18 protein-coding genes are annotated in these 18,266 nt (G+C 70.7%); 12 read left to right on the forward strand and 6 right to left on the reverse strand.

Translation table 11 applies throughout. The features are described from left to right. Nucleotides 1-19 precede the first annotated feature (19 nt). Together AB0N90_RS05535 and AB0N90_RS05540 are read right to left on the reverse strand one after the other, a co-directional pair. Nucleotides 20-670, reverse strand: coding sequence for an AIM24 family protein (locus AB0N90_RS05535; protein WP_365193171.1), 651 nt, complete (start codon nt 668-670; stop codon nt 20-22). Nucleotide 671: 1 nt separating this feature from the next. Then, nucleotides 672-1,304 (reverse strand): AIM24 family protein, encoded by a 633-nt coding sequence (locus tag AB0N90_RS05540; RefSeq protein ID WP_361675088.1) that lies wholly within the window; start codon nt 1,302-1,304, stop codon nt 672-674. Nucleotides 1,305-1,556: 252 nt separating this feature from the next. Between AB0N90_RS05540 and AB0N90_RS05545 the strand changes: the two genes are divergently transcribed. The 7 genes from AB0N90_RS05545 (at nt 1,557) to AB0N90_RS05575 (ending at nt 6,479) form a co-directional block, all read left to right on the forward strand. Next, a complete protein-coding gene (locus tag AB0N90_RS05545; RefSeq protein ID WP_365193173.1) occupies nt 1,557-1,901 on the forward strand; it encodes a DUF3817 domain-containing protein in 345 nt (114 codons plus the stop codon). After that, nucleotides 1,898-2,197, forward strand: coding sequence for an MTH1187 family thiamine-binding protein (locus AB0N90_RS05550; protein ID WP_037656453.1), 300 nt, complete (start codon nt 1,898-1,900; stop codon nt 2,195-2,197). Before AB0N90_RS05545 ends, AB0N90_RS05550 begins: the two co-directional genes overlap by 4 nt. 88 nt (nt 2,198-2,285) lie before the next feature. Beyond that, nucleotides 2,286-3,050 (forward strand): hypothetical protein, encoded by a 765-nt coding sequence (locus AB0N90_RS05555; protein WP_361674547.1) that lies wholly within the window; start codon nt 2,286-2,288, stop codon nt 3,048-3,050. Next, nucleotides 3,047-3,694, forward strand: coding sequence for a TetR/AcrR family transcriptional regulator (locus AB0N90_RS05560; protein WP_365193175.1), 648 nt, complete (start codon nt 3,047-3,049; stop codon nt 3,692-3,694). The genes AB0N90_RS05555 and AB0N90_RS05560 overlap by 4 nt, the downstream gene beginning before the upstream one ends. A 98-nt stretch (nt 3,695-3,792) precedes the next feature. Then, complete coding sequence (locus AB0N90_RS05565) at nt 3,793-4,302, forward strand: MarR family transcriptional regulator (protein ID WP_361674543.1); 510 nt, start codon at nt 3,793-3,795, stop codon at nt 4,300-4,302. Between the two features lie 43 nt (nt 4,303-4,345). After that, on the forward strand, nt 4,346-4,684 hold the full coding sequence (locus tag AB0N90_RS05570) for a DUF3817 domain-containing protein (RefSeq protein WP_085566608.1): 339 nt from the start codon (nt 4,346-4,348) through the stop codon (nt 4,682-4,684). Between the two features lie 94 nt (nt 4,685-4,778). Beyond that, complete coding sequence (locus AB0N90_RS05575; protein ID WP_365193178.1) at nt 4,779-6,479, forward strand: methylmalonyl-CoA mutase family protein; 1,701 nt, start codon at nt 4,779-4,781, stop codon at nt 6,477-6,479. Nucleotides 6,480-6,922: 443 nt separating this feature from the next. Here AB0N90_RS05575 and AB0N90_RS05580 read toward each other — a convergent pair whose 3' ends face one another. Further along, nucleotides 6,923-7,540 carry a TetR/AcrR family transcriptional regulator gene (locus AB0N90_RS05580; protein WP_037656446.1) on the reverse strand — a complete coding sequence of 206 codons (618 nt, stop codon included), beginning with the start codon at nt 7,538-7,540 and terminating at the stop codon, nt 6,923-6,925. Between the two features lie 242 nt (nt 7,541-7,782). Between AB0N90_RS05580 and AB0N90_RS05585 the strand changes: the two genes are divergently transcribed. The 4 genes from AB0N90_RS05585 (at nt 7,783) to AB0N90_RS05600 (ending at nt 12,067) form a co-directional block, all read left to right on the forward strand. Further along, nucleotides 7,783-8,760 (forward strand): tetratricopeptide repeat protein, encoded by a 978-nt coding sequence (locus tag AB0N90_RS05585; protein ID WP_365193180.1) that lies wholly within the window; start codon nt 7,783-7,785, stop codon nt 8,758-8,760. A gap of 622 nt (nt 8,761-9,382) precedes the next feature. Then, entirely contained in the window at nt 9,383-10,015 is a 633-nt protein-coding gene (locus AB0N90_RS05590; RefSeq protein WP_086810437.1) for a DUF6230 family protein, read from the forward strand. A gap of 116 nt (nt 10,016-10,131) precedes the next feature. Then, complete coding sequence (locus AB0N90_RS05595) at nt 10,132-10,692, forward strand: DUF6114 domain-containing protein (RefSeq protein ID WP_365193182.1); 561 nt, start codon at nt 10,132-10,134, stop codon at nt 10,690-10,692. Beyond that, nucleotides 10,682-12,067 (forward strand): hypothetical protein, encoded by a 1,386-nt coding sequence (locus AB0N90_RS05600; RefSeq protein WP_365193184.1) that lies wholly within the window; start codon nt 10,682-10,684, stop codon nt 12,065-12,067. Before AB0N90_RS05595 ends, AB0N90_RS05600 begins: the two co-directional genes overlap by 11 nt. A 99-nt stretch (nt 12,068-12,166) precedes the next feature. Here AB0N90_RS05600 and pyk read toward each other — a convergent pair whose 3' ends face one another. The 3 genes from pyk to pta form a co-directional block, all read right to left on the reverse strand. Beyond that, complete coding sequence (gene pyk, locus AB0N90_RS05605; protein ID WP_365193186.1) at nt 12,167-13,591, reverse strand: pyruvate kinase; 1,425 nt, start codon at nt 13,589-13,591, stop codon at nt 12,167-12,169. 84 nt (nt 13,592-13,675) lie between these two features. Continuing rightward, nucleotides 13,676-14,884, reverse strand: coding sequence for an acetate kinase (locus AB0N90_RS05610; RefSeq protein WP_361674529.1), 1,209 nt, complete (start codon nt 14,882-14,884; stop codon nt 13,676-13,678). Then, entirely contained in the window at nt 14,881-16,995 is a 2,115-nt protein-coding gene (gene pta / locus AB0N90_RS05615; RefSeq protein ID WP_365193188.1) for a phosphate acetyltransferase, read from the reverse strand. Before pta ends, AB0N90_RS05610 begins: the two co-directional genes overlap by 4 nt. Before the next feature lie 236 nt (nt 16,996-17,231). Between pta and AB0N90_RS05620 the strand changes: the two genes are divergently transcribed. Beyond that, entirely contained in the window at nt 17,232-18,257 is a 1,026-nt protein-coding gene (locus AB0N90_RS05620) for an ATP-dependent 6-phosphofructokinase (RefSeq protein WP_085566617.1), read from the forward strand. The last annotated feature ends 9 nt before the right edge of the window (nt 18,258-18,266 follow it).

Raw genomic sequence — 18,266 nt, forward strand, 5'->3', positions numbered from 1 at the left:
TACGTGCCTGAGTACGCGCTCACAGCTTCTCCTCCGAGGCCTGGACGTACACCGTGCCGCTGCCGCTCAGCTCCAGCTGGAACGCCTCGCCGGAGCCCCGGCCCACCATCTCGCGCCAGCCGAGGGCGGTGGACAGCTTGTTGCGGACGTCTCCGTGGTGGGCGACGTAGGCCTGGGGGTCCACATGCACCGGGCGGTCGGGGCTGATCGGCAGTTCGAAAACGCCGCCGTGCGCCATCACGGCGACCCCGCCCCGGCCCTGGAGGGTGGTGGTGAACAGGCCCTGGCCGGTGACCTGGCCGCGCACCAGGCCCATCACCCCGCCCTGCGAGCCCATGAACATCGTGCCCTGGCGCAGCGTGCCCTCGAAGGCGAGCAGGCGGTCCGCCTCCACGTACAGGGTGTCGCCGGTGAGCTGGATGACATGGACGTGATGGCCGCCGTGCCCGAAGAACACGGTGCCGCTGCCCTCGACCGTCATCAGCGGGGTCGCCTCGCCGGACACCCGGCGCCCCAGCATGGACATCACCCCGCCCTGGCCGCCCTGGATGTTGGGCGTGAAGGACACGTCACCCTTGTAGGCGAGCATCGCCCCGCGCTGGCTGAACAGCCGCTGCCCGGGGAGCACGGTCGCCTCCACCATCTTGGAGTTGATCTCTCGGAAGGTCATCTCACAGGTCTCCCGCGATCGTGTTCCGCTCGCTCGGCTGCACGTACACCAGGCCGTCCCCCTCGAAGCGGATCTGGAAGGCCTCGCCGCCGCCCTCCCCGAGGAAGGTGCGGAACGTCACACCGGACTGGAAGGACTGCCGGACATTGCCCTGATGGGCGACATAGGCCCCCGGGTCGACGGTCAGCGGGTACTGGGGGCTGACCCGCAGTGCCACCGCGGGGCCGTCGGACATGATCGCCGCCTGGCCGTGCCCCTCCACCGTCGTGGTGAACAGGCCGTTGCCCTGGGAGGCGCCGCGCAGCCCGGTGAACGTGGTGCCCGTACGCAGCGCCGCGTCCGTCACCAGCAGATTGCTCGACTCCACGTACAGCTTCTCGCCCTGGAGGCGCACCAGATTGATCTCGGTCGCCCGGTCGGCGAACCAGCAGGTCCCCTGCCCCTTCACCTCCATCACCGCCATCTGCTCACCGGTGAGCCGGCGGGTCACCATCCCGCGCAGCCCGTCCCCACCCCCGGTGAGTTTCTTGAACGACATCTGCCCGTCGTACGCGACCATCGAGCCGTTCTTCGCCTTCACGGCGTCCCCGGTCATCTCGACGGCGAGCACCTTGCTGCCTTGCAATCGGAACATCGCCACGCTGCGAAAGTAGCGGCAGCGCGGGTGGACCGAACAGCACCCGCGGGTGGAGCCGCACCCTGAGCGGACCCCTAGGGGCGCGGTTTGCCACAATGGCGGCACGCTTGTGCGTGCGTTCACAAACCGGTAGCCCCCCGACGGCGCTCCGTAACCGCCGGACCGACGACCTCGGCCCGGCAACCCAGGACCGGCGACCGCCGGACCCGGCCGGCCGCCACTCCTCGCAACTCCCACCGAAGGTGATCCGTGGACATCAAGACCGCCACCGCCATCCGCCGCCTCCGCCTCGTCTCCGCCCCCGAGGCCGTGTCCTTCATCGTCCTGCTCGTCTGCTCGGTGCTGAAGCGGACCACGGACTTCAACGCGGTGCCCGTGATGGGCGCGATCCACGGTGTCCTGTTCGTCCTGTACGTGCTCTTCTGGGCCGACGCCTGGAACCGCGCCAAGTGGAGCCCCGGCACCGCCGCCCTCTACTTCGTCCTCTCGGTGCTGCCCACCGGCGGCTTCTTCGCCGAGCGCAAGCTGCGCCGCGAGGCCGAGGACGCCGTGATCGCCGCCCGCGCCCGCAAGGAAGGGGCCTTGAGCGCATGATCGTCGCCTTCTCCGTGACGCCCCTCGGGGTCGGCGAGGACGTCGGGGAGTACGTCGCCGAAGCCGTCCGCGTGGTCCGCGAGTCCGGCCTGCCGAACCGCACCGACGCCATGTTCACCTCGATCGAGGGCGAGAGCTGGGACGAGGTCATGGACGTCGTCCGGCGCGCTGTCGCCGCCGTGGAGGCGCGCGCCCCGCGCGTCTCCCTCGTCCTCAAGGCCGACATCCGGCCCGGTGTCACCGACGGACTCACCTCCAAGGTGGAGACGGTCGAACGCCACCTGGCGGGCCAGTAGTTTTGAGCGATCGCTCAAAGGGAAGTACCTTCTTCTCGAAGATCCTTTGAGCGGTCGCTCAAACAGCGGCCTGACGTGGGGGAACACCATGGGTCTCTATACGGAGACACACATACGCGCCGACCTCGACCGACTGTGGGCGCACACCCAGGACCCCGTCCTGCACCGGCGCTGGTACCTGCTCGTCACCGAGCTGCACCACCTCCCGTGCGCCCCCGGCGAGCCGCGCCCCTTCCGCTTCACCGCGCGCCTGCCCCCCTTCCTCACCCTCTCCGGCACCGGCGTCTCGGCCGGCGAGAAGGAACGCCCCGACGGCACCCGCACCTCCGCCCTGTGCTTCTCCTCCACCCACCCCCTCGGCCTGATCGCCGAGGGCAGCGGCTACTGGCGCTACGTCCCCGACGACCGGGGCGTGCGCTTCCTCACCGGCTACGACTACCGCCCCCGCGGCGGAGTCCTCGGCGCCGCCGCCGACCGCCTGCTGGTGCGCCCGCTGCTCGACTGGGCCACCGCCTGGTCCTTCGACCGGCTGCGGCTCTGGCTGGAGCGCGGCATCACCCCCGAGCGCGCCCTGTGCAACTGGCTCGCCGAGATCGCCGTACGCCTCCTGCTGCTCACCGCGTGCCTCGGCGGGCTGCGCCTGGAGCGGCTGATGCGCCTGTTCGGATCGTTCGCCGCCGCCATGGCCTATCTGTGCCCGGTGCTGCTGCTCGCCGCGGTCTGCCTCGCCCTGTTCAAGTCGCCGCTCGCCTGCACCCCGGCCGCCCGTCGCTGCCTGCGCGCCCCCGCCACCCGGATCCGGGCACCGCGGCTGCTGCGCACCCTCCAGAAGCGCGTGGAGGCCCCCGCGTGAGCCCCGAGACGCCGAAGGCCCGGGAGACCAAGGCCAAGCTGCTGGAGGGCGCCCTGCGCACGCTCACCGAGCAGGGCATCGCCAAGACCTCGGCCCGTACGGTGGCGGCGGCGGCCGGCGTCAACCAGGCGCTGGTCTTCTACCACTTCGGCACGGTGGACGAGCTGCTCGCGGCGGCCTGCCGCTACGGCGCGGAGCAGGCGGTCGCCCGCTACCGCGAACGGCTCGCCGCGGTCGGCTCCCTGTCCGAACTGCTCGCCGTCGGCCGGGAGATCCATGAGCGCGAGCGGGACGGCGGCCATGTCGCCCTCCTCGGCCAGCTGCTCGCCGGCGCCCCCACGCACGCGGCGCTCGGGCCCGCGACGGCGGCGGGGCTGCGGCTGTGGATCACCGAGATCGAACAGGTGCTCACCCGGGTGCTCGCCGGGACCCCGATCGCCGAGTTCGTCGACCCGGCGGGGCTCGCGCGCGCGGTGGCCGCGTCGTTCGTGGGGATCGAGCTGTACGAGGGGGCCGACGCGGAGGGCGCGCAGGCGGCGCTGGCGGCGCTGGACCAGCTGGCCGTGCTGGTGGCCGCGCTGGAGGAGCTGGGGCCGGTCGCGCAGCGCGCCGTACGGCATCGCCTGCGGCGGGCCGGGCGGTGAGGGACGGTGGCCGAGGTGGGCGGGAGGAATCGGTCCGCCATGGCCGAAAGATGAGACGGAGCTGACCGGCATATGACCGGCGGGTAGGGTCTGATGACGTGCCGAAGCCACTCAGCCTCCCGTTCGACCCCATCGCCCGCGCCGACGAGCTGTGGCAGCAGCGCTGGGGCAATGTGCCGTCCATGGCCGCGATCACCTCGATCATGCGGGCCCAGCAGATCCTGCTCGCCGAGGTGGACGCGGTGGTCAAGCCGTACGGGCTGACGTTCGCCCGCTACGAGGCGCTGGTGCTGCTCACCTTCTCCAAGGCCGGCGAGCTGCCGATGTCCAAGATCGGCGAGCGGCTCATGGTGCATCCCACGTCCGTGACGAACACCGTCGACCGGCTGGTGAAGTCCGGCCTGGTCGCCAAGCGGCCCAACCCCAACGACGGGCGCGGCACCCTCGCCGTGATCACCGACAAGGGCCGCGAGGTGGTCGACGCGGCCTCCCGCGACCTCATGGCCATGGACTTCGGCCTCGGGGCGTACGACGCGCAGGAGTGCCGGGAGATCTTCGCGATGTTCCGCCCGCTGCGGGTCGCGGCGCTGGACTTCGACGAGGGGTGACCCCCGCCAAGATCTCCCGGAACGGGTGGTTACGCTCGACTCCATGAAGAAAAGCGTGCTGACCCGCTACCGCGTCATGGCCTACACCACGGGTGTCCTGCTGGTGCTCCTGTGCCTGAGCATGATCGCGAAGTACGGGCTGGACATCAGCGGCGCGGCCGACATGACCCGTGTCATCGCCATCGCCCACGGCTGGCTGTACGTCGTCTACCTGGTCTTCGCCTTCGACCTGGGCTCCAAGGCGAAGTGGCCGGTCGGCAAGCAGCTGTGGGTGCTGCTCGCGGGCACCATTCCGACCGCGGCTTTCGTCGTGGAGCGGAGGATCAGCCGGGAGCTGGACGGCAAGATCGCCGGTCGCACCCCGGCCGTCGCCGAGGCGTAGGCTCCGCCGCGACACCCGGTCGCAGCCGCCGTACCCACCCGTACGGCGGCTTTGCCATCGACATATACTAGGACGTCCAAGTAAATTCGATGGTATGGACGCTCACGCCATCGAGGAGGGCCGCCGGCGCTGGCAGGCCCGATACGACGCCGCGCACAAGCGTGACGCTGACTTCTCCACGCTCTCCGGGGACCCCGTGGAGCCGGTGTACGGGCCGCGGCCCGGGGACACGTACGAGGGATTCGAGCGGATCGGCTGGCCGGGGGAGTACCCGTTCACCCGGGGGCTTCATCCGACCGGCTACCGCGGGCGCACCTGGACCATCCGGCAGTTCGCCGGGTTCGGCAACGCCGAGCAGACCAACGAGCGCTACAAGATGATCCTCGCCGCGGGCGGTGGCGGGCTGTCCGTGGCGTTCGACATGCCCACTCTGATGGGCCGGGACTCGGACGACCCCCGCTCGCTCGGCGAGGTCGGGCACTGCGGGGTGGCGATCGACTCGGCCGCCGACATGGAGGTCCTGTTCAAGGACATCCCGCTCGGCGAGGTCACCACGTCGATGACGATCAGCGGGCCGGCCGTGCCCGTCTTCTGCATGTACCTGGTCGCCGCCGAGCGGCAGGGCGTGGATCCCTCGGTCCTCAACGGCACGCTCCAGACGGACATCTTCAAGGAGTACATCGCCCAGAAGGAGTGGCTCTTCCGGCCGGAGCCGCATCTGCGCCTGATCGGCGACCTCATGGAGTACTGCGCCGCCGGCATCCCCGCCTACAAGCCGCTGTCGGTCTCCGGCTACCACATCCGGGAGGCGGGGGCGACGGCCGCGCAGGAGCTGGCGTACACGCTCGCGGACGGGTTCGGGTACGTCGAGCTGGGGATGAGCCGGGGCCTGGACGTCGATGTGTTCGCGCCCGGCCTGTCGTTCTTCTTCGACGCCCATGTCGATTTCTTCGAGGAGATCGCCAAGTTCCGTGCCGCGCGGCGCATCTGGGCACGCTGGCTGCGGGACGTGTACGGCGCGCGGAGCGAGAAGGCGCAGTGGCTGCGGTTCCACACGCAGACCGCCGGGGTCTCGCTGACCGCGCAGCAGCCGTACAACAACGTGGTGCGCACCGCCGTGGAGGCGCTGGCCGCGGTGCTCGGCGGGACCAACTCGCTGCACACCAACGCCCTGGACGAGACGCTGGCGCTGCCCAGCGAGCGGGCCGCGGAGATCGCGCTGCGCACCCAGCAGGTGCTGATGGAGGAGACCGGGGTCGCGGGGGTGGCGGATCCGCTGGGCGGCGCCTGGTACGTCGAGCAGCTGACCGACCGTATCGAGGCGGCCGCGGAGCAGATCTTCGAGCGGATCAGGGAGCGGGGGCGCGCGGCCCATCCGGACGGGCGGCATCCCATCGGGCCGATGACCTCCGGGATCCTGCGCGGGATCGAGGACGGCTGGTTCACCGGGGAGATCGCCGAGTCCGCCTTCCGCTATCAACAGGCCCTGGAGAAGGGCGAGAAGAAGGTAGTGGGCGTCAACGCGCACACCGGTTCCGTCACCGGCGAACTGGAGATCCTGCGCGTCAGCCATGAGGTGGAGCGGGCCCAGGTCCAGATCCTCGGGGAGCGCAGGGCGGCGCGCGACGAGGGCGCCGTACGCGCCTCCCTCACCGCCCTGCTCACCGCCGCCCGCGACGGCTCCAACATGATCGAGCCGATGCTCTCGGCGGTCCGCGCCGAGGCGACCCTCGGCGAGATCTGCGGCATCCTGCGCGACGAATGGGGCGCGTACACGGAACCGGCGGGGTTCTGAGGGCGGCCGGGCCGCGCGAGACGGCGGGGGTCCGGCCGGGCGAGGGCCGCGCAGCCGTGGCCGGCGGGGCTTTTTGACGCGGCCCCGCGGCCGGACCGGTCATCGCGTGGCACCGGAGCGCGGAGCGTGCTGCGCGATGCGCGGAACCGGTCCGTTCCGGCCGGGTACCAGAGGGCGCGGGCAGGGGCCCGGTGTTCGTCGGACTGGACCGGATCGGACCGGGGCCGCGGCCGGGGCCGAGGCGGTTCGGGCCGGTGGCGGAGCGGCTCGGGGCGGCCGCGGGTGAGCATGGCTCGGTAGCTCGGCACGGGCGCCACCGGCATGCAGGCGGGCTCGGGTGCCGGGTCCGTCGGAGCCGGGTGGGGAGCGTGGATGTCCGGGCGCGGCCGGAACGCGCGTCGGTCCGGACCGTTCCGGCCGCTTCCGGGAACGGTCCCGGGCCGTCACGCCGGGGCCGACAACCCCAGCAGCAGCACTCTGATGAAGCTCCGGATCCAGGGGCCGTCGGCCGGTTTGCCGCTGACCAGGGTCCGGTGGACGACGGCGCCGGCGACCATGTCGAAGGTGAGGTCGATGGTGCGGGCGGTTTCCTCGGGGTCGGATTCCGGGGGGAGTTCACCGCGGGCCTGGGCGCGCGAGCGGCCCTCGACGACCAGGCGTTTCTGGCGTTCCACGACCGAGGCGCGGATGCGTTCGCGCAGGGGTTCGTCGCGGGTCGACTCCGCGACCACCGCCATCAGACCGCTGCGGCACTCGGGGCGGTCCAGGAGCGCCGCGAACTGCAGGACCACGCCCTCGATGTCCGCGGCCAGGCTGCCCGCGTCCGGCAGCCGCAGCTCGTCGAAGAGTTCCGCGACCGCGTCGACGACCAGCTCGTTCTTGCCGGCCCAGCGGCGGTACAGCGTGGTCTTCGCGACCCCCGCGCGCATCGCCACGTCCTGGAGCGTGAGTTTGGACCAGCCCAGCTCCACCAGCGCTTCCCGGGTCGCGGCCAGGATCGCGGCGTCCGCGGTGGCGCTGCGCGGGCGCCCGGGACGGCTGGCGGGGGTGCGGCTCTGCATCCCCCGACCATAACCGGCCGGTGGCGGCCGGATCCGTGGCCTCGTGAGGGAGATCACCGGAACGCGGTGTCGCCCGACCCCTCATTGCCATTACGCTACGGGTCGTAGCGAAAGCTCGCGACGGACGTACGCGGGCGGACGCGACGGACGTAGGCGGGCAGAACGGCACGGCGCGGGTGGGGACCCGGCGCCGGACATCGACGCTTTTTTCTTCAGACGCGGGATCGGGGGAGGATAGACGCATGCAGCCACGGAACATGTCCATGAGCGGCGTGGTCGACCTCGCCGCGGTGAAGGCGGCCCAGGAGGCCAAGGCCAAGGCCGAGCAGACGCGCGCCGAAGCGGCCCGGCAGGGCGGCACGGGTGCCGTCTCCCCGGCCGATCTCGTCATCGACGTCGATGAGGCGGGCTTCGAGCGCGAGGTCCTCCAGCGCTCCGCCGAGGTGCCCGTCGTCATCGACTTCTGGGCCGAGTGGTGTCAGCCCTGCAAGCAGCTGAGCCCGGTCCTGGAGCGACTGGCCGTCGAGTACGCCGGTCGCTTCCTCCTCGCCAAGATCGACGTCGACGCCAATCAGATGCTGATGCAGCAGTTCGGGGTGCAGGGCATCCCGGCGGTGTTCGCCGTCGTGGCGGGCCAGGCCCTGCCCCTGTTCCAGGGGACGGCCGGTGAGGAGCAGATCCGCGGGACCCTCGACCAGTTGGTGCAGGTCGCCGAGGAGCGCTTCGGTCTGACCGGTCTGACCGTCGACCCGGACGCGCAGCCGGGCGGCACCCCCGGTGCGGGCGCCGAGGCCCCGGTGGGTCCGTACGAGGCGCTGCTGAACGCGGCCGCCCAGGCCCTGGACGCCGGCGACCTGGACGGCGCGGTCACCGCGTACCAGAATGTGCTGGCCGATGACCCGGCCCACCCCGAGGCCAAACTCGGTCTCGCGCAGGCCGAGTTGCTGCGCCGGGTGCAGGGCATGGACCCGCAGAAGGTGCGCCGGGAGGCGGCCGAGAAGCCCAAGGACGCGGACGCGCAGATCGCCGCCGCGGACCTGGATCTGGTGGGCGGTCATGTCGAGGACGCCTTCGGGCGGTTGATCGAGACGGTGCAGCGCACGGCGGGTGACGACCGGGACGCGGTACGTCTCCGCCTCCTGGAACTCTTCGAGGTCGTGGGCTCCGAGGACCCCCGGGTGATCGGCGCTCGCAGGGCGCTCGCGCGGGCGCTTTTCTGACCAGTCGCTAAACGCCACGGCCTGTGACGCCGGGGTGAAAGGTTTGCCGACAAGGCGTTGAGGCCGCTCCGCTTTACCAAATCTTGGCAATCGGGGCGGCTGTTACTCCGAGTAAATCAAGGCCGTTGATCTGTCTGGTTTCGTACAGAGATCAACGGCTTTGCTCTGCCCTGTGTTGCGACTGAGTGTCGCCCTCCGAGATCACCCGGTCGTTTCTCGGTTATCCGCCCGTTACTAGCCAGTAACGAACCCCCTTGTGCGGGCGGCCAATTTGCACCACGATCGGCGACGCTCGGTCCATTCCCGTACCCCGGCATCCGGTCGGGGCGAGGGAGACTCTGGGTCCCCACCGAGCAGAGCCGGCGGCAGTGGCGCCGGCTCTCGGGCAGGGGGGTCTTCGCCGGCCGGCGAAGCCTGCCCGGCAGGGTTGTGCGTGATGTGTGTCAGGCGCGACCAGTGGTTGTCGCTCGGGGGTGATCGCCGGTGATTCGGGCGCGTACGCGCCTCCGGGTACAGGCGCTCTCCTTCCCGAGGACGTAGCACTTCTCCCATCCCTGCCCGGCTGGGCCGCCGTACGTGGGCGAGTCCGGGCCAGGAGATGTACGTCCGAGAAGGAGGAAATATGGAGTCCCAGGTGCGTGGCGGGACCAGATGGAAGCGGTTCGCTGTGGTCATGGTGCCCAGCGTCGCCGCCACGGCGTGTATAGGTGTCGCCCTTGCTCAGGGTGCGCTGGCCGCCTCGTTCAGCGTGTCCGGGCAGTCCTTCAAGGTGTCCGCCGACAAGCTGGTCGGTAAGGGCTTCGAGCAGTACGGCGCGCTCGACAACGGCTACACCCTCAGCGGTGGCCAGACGACCCACCCGGTCGCGGTCTCGGCCTTCAACTCGGCCGAGATCACGAACATGTGCCAGTCGGTCGTCACGCCGAACATCCCGGTGCTGGGTTCGGTCAGCCTCGTGCTGAAGGCGGGCGCGGACAAGCCGGTCGAGGCCAGCCAGCTGTACATCGACGTCGACGACCTGAGCGCCGACGCCACCTTCAACAACATCGACATCGGTGTTGCCGCCCAGGACGCCGGCAAGGGTCCTGGCATGAAGGGTGGCAAGGAGCAGGCCAACCCGTTCGGCTTCGCCCAGCAGGCCGACTCGGCCACGCTGACCGGTGTGAAGCAGACGGCGTGGGCGACCACGGCCGGCACCTTCAAGCTCAGTGGTCTGCACATGTCCGTGCAGGCGGGCACGCACGAGTGCTACTAGGCACTCGTTGACGGGCGGGGGAGCCGACGGCGCCCCCGCCCGCGCCACATCCGCCGCGTCTTCACACGTGGCACACGTCATCACCACAGCAATGCCGCACCAGGGAGCTGTTTTCCATGAGCGCCGAGACCCCTGCCGCCGACCCCGGCCAGTTCGATGTCCGGAGGCAGCAGTTCCGCGCCTGGCGGGGCGCGCGGCCGTTCTGGGCAGGTCTGTTCGTCTTGCTCGGCGGCTTTCCGATCATGTACTTCCCGTACGCCCACCTCCAGCTGGGACACCTCACGCTGGCGATGGCGACCACCGCGGGAGCGGGATCCCTGATCATCGGTGTGCTGCTCGTCGTGCTGGGCATCAGCCTCTGGTTCCAGAAGCATGTGCGGACCTTCGCGGGAGTCGCCGCGATCCTGCTGGCGCTGGTGTCCCTCCCCGTGTCCAACTTCGGTGGATTCGTCCTCGGCTTCCTGTTCTCCCTCATCGGCGGGGCGATGGCCGTCGCATGGGCGCCGGGCGAGCCCGGCGGACCGGAGTCGGCGGCCGGTGAGGCCGCCCCGGGCATGGGCGGTGCGCCCGAGGCCGCGCCGCTGCCCGACCAGCGCACGGACGGTACGTACGAGCCGAACGACCTGTCAGGAACGAGCCCGGCCAACGGGGCGAACGGGAGGCACAGTGCCGGCTGACGAGGTGAGCCGCGGGAGTGACGCGGACGAGTCCCGCGGGAGAACCGGAGCCCGCCACGCGGCCCCCAGAAAGCCGCTGTTCACCAGGTTCCACATGCCGGCCGGCAAGGCGATAGCCACCGTGGCGATGCCGACGGCCGTGCTCATGGGCATGGGCTTCACCTCCACGCTCGCCCTCGCGGCGGGCAACGGCGGCGGCCCGGCCTCCTCGCCCGCGGCCAAGAGCCTGACGGCGGACGAGTACAAGGACTGCGTCAAGGCGCTGGACGACAGCAAGGACCCCTCGTCCTCGCCGTCGCCCTCGGCCACCAAGTCCACCGAGGCGCCGACGCCGACGTCCTCGCCGAGCGGCGACGCGACGAAGGACACCGGCAAGGACTCCGCCGAGGACCCGTCCGGCTCGCCGTCCAAGGACGCGGGCTCCGGCTCGGGTTCGGACTCGGGTTCGGGTTCCGCGGGCAAGACCGCGCCGAAGCCGACCGAGACCTCCGGCTCGGGTACGGGCTCCGGCTCCGGTACGACGACGCCGAGCGCGTCGCCGAGCCAGAGCGGCGGCGGCGGACTCCTCGGCACCATCGGCGACACCCTCGGGAACATCCTCACCGGCGGCAAGCAGGACACCGCCACGCCGTCCGCGAGCGCCACGCCCTCGGCGAGCCCGTCGCCGTCCGCGTCCGGTTCCACGGCGTCGTCGTCCGGCACGAAGCTGTCCGACACCGTCAAGGACACCACCTCCAAGGCCGCCAAGACGGTCGGGGACACGGTGAAGAACACCACCGGCACGGTCTCCAAGACGGTCGGCGACGCGGGCAAGGCGGCCGAGGGCGCGGGCAAGGCGGTCAAGGACACGGCGGACTCGGCGACCCCGAGCCCGACCACCAGCGCGAGCCCCTCGGCCGAGGACTGCCCGGCGGCCACCACCGACGAGGGCGGCGTCGACAACCCGGTGCCGGTGGCGAACGACCCCTGGTACCTCCAGGCCAGCTCGCTGCTGCTCAAGGGCGCCGACTACCAGGGCATCGTCGAGGTGAAGACCGCGGGCGGCACCACCAAGAAGGTGCTGAAGTACGTCATCTCCGACGGCACCGACATCGGCGACCTGCATCAGACGGTGCACGACTCGCTGTCCGGCAAGACGTACCACGTCCAGGCGTCCAAGGGCTCGACGTCGACCATCCGCGACGGCAAGACCGTGATGTACACCGAGTCGATCTCGGGCAACCTGTTCGGTCTGATCCCGATGACGTTCACCCCCGACAGCCCGCCCCCGCTGAACCTCCCGCTGATCTACTTCACCAATGTGAAGGTGACCCAGGCCGCCCAGTTCGGCGGCAGCCTGCACGTGCCCGGGATGCATGTGTACACGACCGGCTGACCGGTCCCCCAGACCCGTCCGGGAGCCGCAACACCGCAGAGGGCGCCCCCTGTTCGCAGGGGGCGCCCTCAGCGCCGTACAAGACCCGTGCGGGTCGCGTCAGTTGTCGGTGCCCAGGTGGTGCACCCGGATCATGTTGGTGGTGCCGGGGACGCCGGGGGGCGAGCCGGCCGTGATGACCACGGTGGCACCCTTCTCGAAGCGGGCCAGCCTGGCCAGCTCCTGGTCCACCTGGTCGACCATGTCGTCGGTGGTGTCCACGAACGGCACCACGTACGGCTCCACGCCCCAGCTCAGCGTGAGCTGGTTGCGGGTGGACTCCTCGGTGGTGAAGGCGAGGATCGGCTGGGCGGCGCGATAGCGCGACAGGCGGCGCGCGGTGTCACCGGACTGCGTGAACGCGACCAGGCCACGGGCGCCGAGGAAGTCGGCGATCTCGCAGGCCGCGCGGGCCACCGAACCGCCCTGCGTGCGCGGCTTCTTGCCCGGCACCAGCGGCTGCAGGCCCTTGGAGAGCAGTTCCTGCTCGGCGGCCTGGACGATCTTCGACATCGTCTTGACCGTCTCGACCGGGTAGGCGCCCACCGAGGACTCGGCGGACAGCATCACCGCGTCGGCGCCGTCCAGGATCGCGTTGGCCACGTCGGAGGCCTCGGCGCGGGTCGGACGGGAGTTGGTGATCATCGACTCCATCATCTGGGTCGCCACGATCACCGGCTTGGCGTTGCGCCGGCACAGCTCGATCAGGCGCTTCTGCACCATCGGGACCTTCTCCAGCGGGTACTCCACCGCGAGGTCACCCCGGGCCACCATCACGGCGTCGAACGCGTTGACGACGTCCTGCATGTTCTCCACCGCCTGGGGCTTCTCCACCTTGGCGATGACCGGGACCCGGCGGCCCTCCTCGTCCATGACGCGGTGCACGTCCTGGACGTCCTTGGCGTCCCGCACGAAGGACAGCGCGACCATGTCGCAGCCCATGCGCAGCGCGAACCGCAGGTCCTCGATGTCCTTCTCGCTCAGCGCGGGCACGTTGACGGCCGCGCCGGGCAGGTTGATGCCCTTGTGGTCGGAGACGACACCGCCCTCGATCACGATCGTCCGGACCCGGGGGCCCGCCACGTCCACGACCTTCAGCTCGACGTTGCCGTCGTTGATCAGGACCTGGTCGCCGCGCGAGACATCGCCCGGCAGCCCCTTGTACGTCGTCCCGCAGATGTGCCGGTCGCCGGGCACGTCCTCGGTGGTGATGACGAACTCGTCGCCGCGCTCCAGCTCGACCGGGCCCTCGGCGAACGTCTCCAGGCGGATCTTCGGGCCCTGGAGGTCCGCGAGGACGCCGATGGGCCGGCCGGTCTCCTCGGCCGCCGCCCGGACGCGGTCGTACCGCGCCTGGTGCTCGGCGTGGGAGCCGTGGCTGAAGTTGAAGCGGGCCACGTTCATGCCCGCCTCGATCATGGCGACGAGCTTCTCGTGGGAGTCGACCGCGGGGCCGAGAGTACAGACGATTTTCGAACGGCGCATGGAGCGATCCTATCGGTTTGTTTCGCTACGGAATATTCCGTCTGGCGGAAGATACAAATGAGAGGAGTCCTGCTCAGGTGCTGCTCAATTGCTCTTTCCGACCAGTGCGTAGGTCTGCGTCGCGATCTCCAGTTCTTCATCCGTCGGCACCACGGCCACGGCCACCCGCGCGGACGCGGGCGAAATCAGCCGCGCCCCGTCGCCGCGTACGGAGTTCAGCTCCGGGTCGACCGCCGCGCCCAGCCCCTCCAGGCCCGCGATCGCCGCCTGCCGCACGGGCGCCGCGTTCTCCCCGACCCCGGCGGTGAACACGATCGCGTCCACCGTCCCGAGGACGGCGTAATAGGCGCCGATGTACTTCTTCAGCCGGTGAATGTAAATGTCGAAGGCGAGAGCGGCTTCCCGGTCGCCCTCGTCGATCCGGCGGCGGATCTCCCGCATGTCGTTGTCCCCGCACAGACCGAACAGACCGCTCCTCTTGTTGAGAAGAGTGTCGATCTCGTCCATGGACATTCCGCCAACCCGTGCCAAATGGAAGATGACGGCGGGATCCAGATCACCGGAGCGCGTACCCATCACCAGCCCCTCCAAAGGCGTGAGCCCCATGGAGGTGTCCACGCACCGGCCCCGCTCCACCGCGGACGCGGAGGCGCCGTTGCCGAGGTGCAGCACGATCACATTGACCTCGGCGGGGTCCTTGCCCAGCAGCCGGGCCGTCTCGCGGGACACATAGGCGTGCGAGGTGCCGTGGAAGCCGTAGCGGCGCACCCGGTAGCGGTCGGCGAGCCGCGGGTCGATCGCGTAGCGCGCGCTGGACTCCGGCATCGTGGTGTGGAACGCGGTGTCGAACACGGCGACCTGCGGCAGATCGGGGCGCAGCGCGCGGGCGGTGCGGATACCGGTCAGGTTGGCCGGGTTGTGCAGCGGGGCGACCGGGATCAGCCGCTCGATCTCGGTGATCACCTCGTCGTCGATGACGGTGGGCTCGGTGAAGAACATCCCGCCGTGCACCACCCGGTGCCCGATCGCCAGCAGGTCCGGCGAGTCCAGGCCGATGCCGTCCCGGGCCAGCTCCTCGGCGACCGCCTTGAGCGCGGCGTCGTGGTCGGCGATCGGGCCGTTCTGCTCACGGGTCTCACCGGTGCCGACGCAGGTGTGCTTGAGCCGGGAGGTCTGCTCGCCGATCCGCTCGACCAGACCGAGCGCGAGCCGGCTCGCGTCCCGCATGTCGAGCAGCTGGTACTTCAGCGACGAGGAGCCGGAGTTGAGGACGAGGACACGGGTCGCGGTCACGGTGCAGGCACGCTTTCTGCTCGGTCTGCTTCTGCTCGGTCTGCGGAGGTCTGGGCCTGGATGGCGGTGATGGCGACGGTGGTCACGATGTCCGGCACCAGGGCGCCCCGGGACAGATCGTTGACCGGCTTGTTCAGCCCCTGGAGGACCGGGCCGACGGCGATCGCGCCGGCCGAGCGCTGCACGGCCTTGTAGGTGTTGTTGCCGGTGTTCAGGTCCGGGAAGATCAGCACCGTGGCCTGCCCGGCGACCTCGGAGCCCGGCAGCTTGGTCGCGGCGACCGTGGGCTCCACGGCGGCGTCGTACTGGATCGGCCCCTCGATCTTCAGATCGGGCCGGCGGGCGCGCACCAGCTCGGTGGCCGCGCGCACCTTGTCGACATCGGCGCCGGTGCCGGAGGTGCCGGTGGAGTACGACAGCATCGCGATCCGCGGCTCCACCCCGAACCGGGCCGCCGTGGCGGCCGACTGGACGGCGATGTCGGCGAGCTGCTCGGCGTCCGGGTCGGGGTTGACCGCGCAGTCGCCGTAGACCAGCACCTTGTCGGCCAGGCACATGAAGAACACCGAGGAGACGATCTCGGCCTCCGGACGGGTCTTGATGATCTCGAAGGCCGGCCGGATGGTGGCCGCGGTGGAGTGCACCGAGCCGGAGACCATGCCGTCGGCGAGGCCCTCCTCGACCATCAGGGTGCCGAAGTAGTTCACGTCCGTGACGACGTCGTACGCCAGCTCCACCGTGACGCCCTTGTGGGCGCGCAGGGCCGCGTACTTCTCGGCGAAGCCGTCGCGCAGCTCGGAGGTGGCCGGGTCGATCAGCTGGGTGTCACCGAGGTCGATGCCCAGGTCGGCGGCCTTCTTGCGGATCTGGTCGACGGGCCCGAGCAGGGTCAGGTCGCACACACCCCGGCGCATCAGCACCTCGGCCGCGTGCAGCACCCGCTCCTCGGTGCCCTCCGGGAGCACCACCCGGCGCCGGTCGGTGCGGGCCCGCTCCAGCAGCGTGTGCTCGAACATCATCGGGGTGACGCGATCACCGCTCGGCGCGGAGATACGGCGCGCCAGCTCCGCGGTGTCGACATGGCGTTCGAACAGGCCGAGCGCGGTCTCCGCCTTGCGCGGGGTGGCCGCCGTCATCCGGCCCTCCAGGGAGAAGAGCCGCTCGGCGGTCGGAAAACTGTTGCCGCGCACCGACAGGACGGGGGTGCCCGGGGCGAGCCGGGCGGCCAGCGTCAGGATCTCCTGGCTCGGCACCTCGTCCAGGGTGAGCAGCATGCCGGCTATCGGCGGGGTGCCGGCGCTGTGCGCGGCGAGGGCGCCGACGACCAGGTCCGCGCGGTCCCCGGGGGTGATGACCACACAGCCCGGGGTCAGGGCGGTCAGCAGGTTCGGCAGCATGGCGCCGCCGAAGACGAAGCCGAGAACGTCGCGGGCGAGCCCGGAGTCGTCGCCGAGCAGCACCCGGGCGTCCAGGGCCTGGGCGATCTGCGCGATGGTCGGCGCGGACAGGGCGGGCTCGTCGGGCAGCACATAGCAGGGCACCGGCAGCCGGGAGGCAAGGCGCTCGGCCAGCTCGTCGCGGTCCTCGCGGGCGACCCGGTTGGCGATCATGGCGAGGACGTCGCAGCCCAGGCCGTGGTAGGCGCGGTAGGCGTTGCGGACCTCCGCGCGCACCGACTCGGCGTTCTGGCCGCGGCCGCCGACGATCGGCAGCACGGAGGCGCCGAACTCATTGGCCAGACGGGCGTTGAGGGCCAGCTCGTCGGGGAGCTGGGTGGCGGCGAAGTCGGTGCCGAGGACCAGGACCACGTCGAAGGAGCGGGCCAGCTGGTGGAAGCGGTCGACCAGGGTGGACACCAGCTCGTCGGTGCCCTGCTCGGCCTGGATCGCGGACGCCTCCCGGTAGTCCATGCCGATCACGGTCGCCGGGTCCTGGGAGAGGCGGTAGCGCGCCCGCAGCAGCTCGAACAGCCGGTCGGGGCCGTCGTGCACGAGCGGGCGGAAGACGCCCACCCGGTCGACCTGCCGGGTCAGCAGTTCCATGACCCCCAGCTCCACGACCTGGCGGCCGTCGCCGCGGTCGATGCCGGTCAGGTACACGCTGCGCGTCACGTGTCCACTCCGTTTCTCATGTCGCCGTCGATATGGACATCGGCGAAGGTCGTCGTCGAAAGATCGTCGTCGAAGGGTCGGCATAAAAATCGCCCACCAGGGTGAGCGGAACCCTCTTGACAGTACCCCTCGGCCGGGATAAGGCGCCCGTCAGGATCGCGAGGCTCCCCGGCGGACGTGAAACAATCGGTGAAGGCTCACGCACGGACGAGACAGCGAGCAGGAGACACAGCACGATGCGCATCGGAGTTCTCACCGCAGGCGGCGACTGCCCCGGCCTGAACGCCGTGATCCGTTCGGTCGTGCACCGCGCGGTGACGCAGTACGACGACGAGGTCATCGGATTCGAGGACGGCTACCGGGGTCTGCTCGACCGCCACTACCGCGCCCTCGACCTGGACGCGGTCGGCGGCATCCTGGCCCTCGGCGGCACCATCCTCGGCTCCTCCCGCCTGGAGCGGGACCGGCTGCGGGAGGCCTGCGAGCGGGCCACCGACATGGTCGGGGAGTTCGGCATCGACGCACTGATCCCGATCGGCGGCGAGGGCACCCTGACGGCGGCCCGGATGCTCTCGGACGCGGGCCTCCCGGTCGTCGGCGTGCCCAAGACGATCGACAACGACATCTCCGCCACGGACCGCACCTTCGGCTTCGACACCGCGGTGGGCGTCGCCACCGAGGCGATGGACCGCCTCAAGACCACCGCCGAGTCCCACCAGCGGGTGATGGTGGTCGAGGTCATGGGCCGGCACGCGGGCTGGATCGCGCTGGAGTCCGGCATGGCCGCCGGTGCCCACGGCATCTGCCTGCCCGAGCGGCCCTTCGACCCCGCGGACCTGGTCAAGATGGTCGAGGAGCGCTTCTCCCGGGGCAAGAAGTTCGCCGTGATCTGCGTCGCCGAGGGCGCCCACCCCGCCGAGGGCACCATGGACTACGGCAAGGGCGCGATCGACCAGTACGGCCATGAGCGCTTCCAGGGCATCGGCACCGCCCTCGCCTACGAACTGGAACGCCGCCTTGGCAAGGAGGCCAAGCCGGTCATCCTCGGCCATGTGCAGCGCGGTGGCGTGCCCACCGCCTACGACCGCGTCCTCGCCACCCGCTTCGGCTGGCACGCCGTGGAGGCCGCCCACCGCGGCCAGTTCGGCCGGATGACCGCCCTGCGCGGCACCGACATCGAGATGGTCCCGCTCGCGGAGGCGGTCACCGAGCTGAAGACGGTCCCGAAGGACCGGATGGACGAGGCGGAGTCGGTCTTCTAGACCGCCCCG

This window comes from Streptomyces sp. NPDC093018 (assembly GCF_040684035.1).
GTDB classification, from domain to species: domain Bacteria; phylum Actinomycetota; class Actinomycetes; order Streptomycetales; family Streptomycetaceae; genus Streptomyces; species Streptomyces murinus.